The following is a 6,557-nucleotide window of genomic DNA, read 5'->3' as shown; positions in this document are numbered from 1 at the left end:
TCTATAAACTAAATAATAGTATAAAAATTTAGTTTAAATTAAAAATAAACAATTTAAAATTAATAAAAAATAAAATAAATTTAAATAAAAGATTTAATAAATTTAAATAGGAATATTAAATAATTAAATTAGTAAATAATAAAAATCAAAAGATAAATACTAAATTAAATATAAAAAATATTATAAAATAAAAAATAAAGCAAAATAAAACTAAAAATAAAATAAAGAGTAAAAATACAAAATAGTATAAAAATATCTAAACAATGAAGAAACTAACTATAAATAAAATAAAAACTGAATAAAAAAAGAAGTAAATAGAAACAAAAAATAATAAAAAAATAATAAAAAAATAATAAAAAACAAAGAAAATTAAAAATTAAAATAAAAAAAACATCACAAAAAAATAAAATCAAAAATCAAGAACAAAAAATAGCTTAAATACGAAAAATAGTTAAAAAAATTAAAATAATTATAAAACTTTAAAAATAAATAAAATAGAAAATATTTGTCTATTTGACAAATATTTCTACGAATTTAGCAAATGCAGGACGAGTAATGAATACACCTACAAGTACACCTAAAATTGTAGTAAATGCGAAACCAGAGATAGTACCAATACCACTAGCACCTCTTGCAAATCCTATATAGGATAAAGGTAACATTGCTGCAATTAAAGTACCTGCAGAAGCAAAGATAATAAAGAATGCTTTTTTAACATTCATTTGTGTTCTAGTCCTACGTCTATTTTTCTTATTAGAATTTCCTTTATGAGCAAGAACTTCATCAAGAATAATAATTTGATCATCTACACCAGTACCTACACTCGCCATTAAACCTGCAATAGCTGCAAGATCTATATTCCAATGTATAATTGATGCTATACCTAAAACAATAACAACCTCAGATAAAGTAGTTATTAAAATTGGAATAACCAATATCGGTTTCCTATATCTGAAGAAGATAAGAACAGAAATAGCAAGAATTGCAAGAACAGCTGCAATTGCAGTACCTTCAATAAATTGTTGACCTAATTCTGCTGAAACAGTATCAGAACCAATAACACTAACTTTTACTGGTAATGAACCAGTTTTTAATACAGTGTAAATATCATTTGCTTTGGAGTTTGCATCTTTTTGATCAATACCACTACCACTTACTTCAATTTCAGTAGCAGGTTCACCACTTGCAAGATCTGCAGAAAGTTTTGGTGGGTTTTTATCAACTGGTTTACCATCAAGGTACATCCAGACTTCATGACCACTTTTATCTTTTGCTGCAGCAGCAAATTTCTTAGCTCCTTGAGTTGTAAGTTTGAAAGGTACTCTCCAAGATTGACCAGTTACTTGATACATTTCAACATTACTTATATCAGAACCAGTAATAACCGTCTGATTATCAATTTTTGCTTCAAATACACCAGGGTTACCAATCAACTTCTCAACTTCTTCAGGTGTGGCTCCAGCCATTTCAACAATAACTTGCTGATTACCACTTTGCCTTACTTTAACATCACTAATACCATATAAGTTTAAACGTTTATCTAAAACTTTAGTAACAGTGTCCATTGTTGATTTATCAACAGAATGTTCTAATTGAAGTTGAATAATAGATCCACCTTTAAGATCTAGACCTTCTTGAATTCCAAAACTTGCAATACAAAGAATACTAATTATAACACATGCAAGGAAAAATATTACACGTTTATCTCTTAAAAATTCCATAGGATCATTTCGTTTCCTCATAATCCCACTCCTTTTGCTTTGGATTTTTTATGATGTTTTCTATTTTCCTTAAAGTCAATATATTTTCTTAATATTCCAAGGTTCATAAACCAAGTGTTAATAATATCTGCAACTAAACCAAATATTAAAACTAAAGAAATTTCACTTAAAGTTTTAGCTTGTGGCATTAATACAACAGTTACAATATATAAAACTACCATAGCAGCAATAGCTGAAAAAGACATGGTTAAACCAGTTTTCATAGATTCAGTTGCTCTTTCAACTACAGTTCCATTTCTACGTTTTAAAAGACGGGTTGTTAACAAAATATCAGTATCTACACTATAACCTATTAACATCAGTAAAGCACCTACAGATGCAACGGACAAAGGAACATGGAATATAGCCATTCCTCCAGCAGCATAAACAATATCTAAAAATGCTGATAAAATTACTGCAAATGCTGGAACAATTTCTCTAAATACAAGAATAATTGTTACAGCCATAAATAAAAATGCAAAAAGTAATGCCCAATATACTTGGTTCATTGCTTCTTTACTTAAAACAGGCCCAACTGTATTATAACTATTTACAGTTCCTTTTCCCTGTAGAGCTTGTTTGAATTGTCCTACGTCTATTTTCTTAGATAATTCAATAGTATATTTATTATTACCATTATCAATTACCTTAACTTCATCTACATGCAAATTACTTTGTAAATCACGAGATAACTCACCAGTAGACATTGGAGAATTTAAATTAACCTCCGCCATAGTACCACCACTAAGGTCTACTCCCTGTTCTATACCTACAAAATAAATACATGCAAAAGATAAAATAGCTATGACAATAGGAACGATTATTAATAGTTTATAGTTATCCATAAACTTTTTTAACATAATCCACCTAATTTTATTTAAATTTAAAAATAAAAAAGTTATCGTTTGCTATTTTAATAAAAAATAGTATGTCGACTACTATTTGAATTTATTATAATTATTAAAATACTGAATTAAACAATATTATAAAAAATATTGAAAAATATAAAACACAAATTCTAGAAATTTTGTTAATCTAAGTAAATTTAATAGAATATAATATATTCGATATATAAATTTATCATTAATTATATATAAAATTTTATAAAACTAAATAAAAATGTTTAAAAATTCTTTAAATATTTAATTTATCATGCTAATTTGTATAATTTTCTAAAAAATGGTCATGAAATAAAAAAATCAAAAAATCTAGAAAATACTAATAGAATAAGATATAATCTATATTAAAATATACTTGATTTAAATTAATTATAACTTAAAAATATGAAACAAACTAATAAAATTAAACTAAACTAAAAAAATAAAAGAAAAAATTAAACTAAACCTTAAAAAAATAAAAAAATAGAAGAAAAAAACTAAATTAAACTAAAAAAATAAAAAGAAAATAAAATTAATGATATAAACTTAAATCTAACATCTTTGCATAAGCTTCACTATACTTTTTAAGATAAGATTTAGATTTACCTTTAGTTTTAATAGTAAATCTTTCAATAACTCTACCACCACGAGCTTTAATTTTTTCTTCCATTCTGTCTAGTGTAGCAGTTCCACCAGATTTAGACATTGTAGCAAAAATAACAATATCTTTTCCTCTTAAATCACATTTATCAATAATTGTAATTATTGCAGGACTTGGTTTTTTAGACCAAACAGGTGTTCCAAAATAAATAACATCATAATTACTTACATCAACATTATTTGGTATTATTTCTGTTTTAACTTCACGTATAGCATCAAAACTAGAAGTTAATCTATTTTTAAAACCTTTTCTTGGTTTTTTATCTTTAATCTCAACAATATCTGTATTTAATTTATTAGATAAAGTTTCTGCAACAATTCTAGTTGAATCATCTTGTGAATAATAAATAATTAAAGCTTTCATAATATCAACTTCAATTTTATTTAAGAAATTAAAATTTAATTTTAAAATTAATTAATATAATCTTTTTTATAATAAAATATAAAAACTTAATAATTTTATTGACAACTCCAAAGAAATCAAGAGCTAAAATAATCTATGGATGAACTCCAAAGAAATCAAGACCTAAATTCTCTTTAAATCCACATAAAAGATTCATATTTTCAATAGCTTGACCACTTGCACCTTTTACAAGATTATCAATAGCAGATAAAACTACAAGTTGACCACTTCTATCAACTTCAAATCCACCAATATGAATATAATTAGATCCACGAACAGAACTTAATTTTGGAATTTCACCATAATCTAAAACTTTAACAAATGGTTCATTTTCATATTGTTTTTTATATATTTCACAAACTTTTCTTCCAACATCTTCTCTTTCTTCTTTAGTATCAAAACTAAAACCTGCATCATCATTAAAAAGAACATGATTAGTTGTATAAATTCCTCTTATTACAGGAACAAGAATTGGTGTAAAAGATACTTTAATATTTGAGAACCTATTAAGTTCTTGTGCTATTTCTGGAGTATGTCTATGATTAGTTATTTTATATGGATTTACATTATCTGCAACATTTGGATAATGAGTTGTTTCAGAAGGACTAATACCAGCACCACTAACTCCACTTTTTGAATCAAAAATCATCCTATCAGCTAATTTTTCAACAGATAAAGGATAACCAGATAATATTGCACCAGTTGTAAAACATCCAGGATTACCAACTAACCTAACTTTTTTAATTTCTTCCCTATGAATTTCTGGAAGACCATAAACACTTGGAATGTATGGAGTATGTTTAAATGAATACCAATCTTCATAGACACTATAATCATCAAATCTGTAATCACCACTTAAATCAATAACTTTTGCAGAAGTATTTTCAATTATATCTGGAATAATTTTCATACTTGCTCCATGTGGAGTTGCAGTAAATATAATGTCTTCATCTAAATCTTTAACATCTTTATTTTCAAATTTTAAATCTAATCCCCTAAGATTAGGATGAACTTTATAAACTTCTTCACCATCATTTTTTCTTGAAGTTATTGTTGTAATTTCAACTTCTGGATGATTATATAATAATCTAACTAACTCTCCACCAGTATACCCACTTGCTCCTATAATAGCTACAGTAACCATTTAATCACCTAAAATAAATAATAAAATAATTAACATTCTTTAATTCTTTTATCTTTAAAATCAAAATCTTTAATTTTTTTAATAATTTTACAACTACTATCTAATTCTGCTTTATGATAAGCAGTTATTTTTACAACCTTTGCATTAATACCATGTTCTTTAAGAGACTTTTCTAAATGACTAGTATCAAAATCTTGATCAGCACCAATTGTAATAATATCTGGTTTAATCTCTTTAACAATCTTAAATTTATCATCTTCATAACCAAGATATGCTTCATCAACAGGTTTTAACATTTTAACCATTTCAAGACGTTGATCTTCACCAATAACAGGTATCCTTTTCCTAGCACGTACTGTTGAATCACGTGCTACAACTACAACAAGTTTTGAATTAGGACCACCTACTTCCTTTGATTTTTGAAGATATAAACCATGTCCTGGATGTAATAAATCAAATGTTCCTGTTGCCATAACTATAGTCATAATTTTAACCTCATATTCTTGAAATAATAATCAATTAGTATATTAGTTTTTTATAATAAATTAAGTTAATTTATAATTTAAAAATTTATAAAGATTTTAAAAAAAGTAAATTTTTACAAAATATTTCTTAAATAAATTGTGTTTAATTAAAAGATATTATAAATTAGTAAATAAATCTAAAAACTAAAAATAAACTATAATAATTAATAAATTAAATTTAAAAAACTAAAATAATACCTTATAAATCTTTAGTAAATCTAAATTATAATAAAATATCCTGATACTTTAATGCTTCTTTTAAATCTATTTTATTTTTATATAATGCAGAACCAATAACTACTCCTTTTACACCTGTTTTTTGTAATTGTTTTAAATCATCAATAGAACTTACACCACCAGAATATACAACAGGTATTGGTGATGCTTGAACAAGATTAATTACAGGATCAGTATAAAATCCACCAAGTAAACCTTCAACATCAACATTTGTAAAAAGAATACTTCCAGCACCATTATCAGCAAAATCTTTAGATAATTCTACAGGACTTTTATCAATTTTTTCTTGCCATCCTTTAATAACAACTTTTGAATCTTTACTATCAAGTGATATCATAATACGATCTTTACCATACTCATCTGAAAGTTCACGAATAGTTTCAGGATGTTCAATACCCATAGTCCCAATGATTACTCTTTCAATACCAATATCAAGTAATTTACCTGCATATTCAACAGATCTTATTCCTCCACCTAATTGTATTGGAACAGATACACTATCATAGATTTTTTTAATAAGTGGAAGATTTGATTTACCATCAATAGTACCATCTAAATCTATTACATGTACTACTTCTGCACCTATATCTTCCCATTTTTTAGCAACTTCTTCAGGATTATCAATAATAACCTGTTCACTACCAGGTTTTCCTTGAACAAGTTGTACACATTTACCATTCTTAATATCTACTGCAGGCATAATCTGCATTTTTCCTTCTTCAAATGACATTTAAGCACCAATTTTAAATAAAATAATTAAAATTTAATAAACATATAAATTTATGTTATTATTAATTTATGTATTTTTATAAATGTTTTTAGAAAAAAATGAACTTCATGAACTTTTATAAAACGATTTTAGAAAAAACAAAAAAATGAACTTCATGAACTTTTATAAAACGATTTTAGAAAAAACAAAAAATTAAAATAAAAAATGAACTTCACTAAAAA

At 25.2% G+C, this 6,557-nt stretch carries 6 protein-coding genes; all 6 read right to left on the bottom strand.

Translation table 11 applies throughout. The features are described 5' to 3' along the window. Nucleotides 1-509: 509 nt before the first annotated feature. Complete coding sequence (locus BGI41_RS05965) at nucleotides 510-1,742, bottom strand: preprotein translocase subunit SecD (RefSeq protein ID WP_088539480.1); 1,233 nt, start codon at nucleotides 1,740-1,742, stop codon at nucleotides 510-512. After that, the gene (locus BGI41_RS05960; RefSeq protein WP_088539478.1) at nucleotides 1,739-2,620 is read right to left on the bottom strand and encodes a protein translocase subunit SecF; all 882 of its coding nucleotides are present in this window, start codon (nucleotides 2,618-2,620) and stop codon (nucleotides 1,739-1,741) included. The genes BGI41_RS05965 and BGI41_RS05960 overlap by 4 nt, the downstream gene beginning before the upstream one ends. 550 nt (nucleotides 2,621-3,170) lie before the next feature. Continuing rightward, nucleotides 3,171-3,662, bottom strand: coding sequence for a flavodoxin (locus tag BGI41_RS05955; protein WP_088539476.1), 492 nt, complete (start codon nucleotides 3,660-3,662; stop codon nucleotides 3,171-3,173). Between the two features lie 133 nt (nucleotides 3,663-3,795). Further along, nucleotides 3,796-4,845, bottom strand: coding sequence for an N-acetyl-gamma-glutamyl-phosphate reductase (gene argC, locus BGI41_RS05950; protein WP_088539474.1), 1,050 nt, complete (start codon nucleotides 4,843-4,845; stop codon nucleotides 3,796-3,798). Between the two features lie 29 nt (nucleotides 4,846-4,874). Next, the gene (locus BGI41_RS05945; protein ID WP_198945424.1) at nucleotides 4,875-5,330 is read right to left on the bottom strand and encodes an adenylyltransferase/cytidyltransferase family protein; all 456 of its coding nucleotides are present in this window, start codon (nucleotides 5,328-5,330) and stop codon (nucleotides 4,875-4,877) included. Between the two features lie 262 nt (nucleotides 5,331-5,592). Then, on the bottom strand, nucleotides 5,593-6,336 hold the full coding sequence (gene hisA / locus BGI41_RS05940; protein ID WP_088539472.1) for a 1-(5-phosphoribosyl)-5-[(5-phosphoribosylamino)methylideneamino]imidazole-4-carboxamide isomerase: 744 nt from the start codon (nucleotides 6,334-6,336) through the stop codon (nucleotides 5,593-5,595). Between the last annotated feature and the right edge of the window lie 221 nt (nucleotides 6,337-6,557).

It is taken from the genome of Methanobrevibacter sp. 87.7, from assembly GCF_002208625.1.
GTDB lineage: Archaea > Methanobacteriota > Methanobacteria > Methanobacteriales > Methanobacteriaceae > Methanarmilla.
This window is presented reverse-complemented; position numbering and strand designations above follow the sequence as displayed.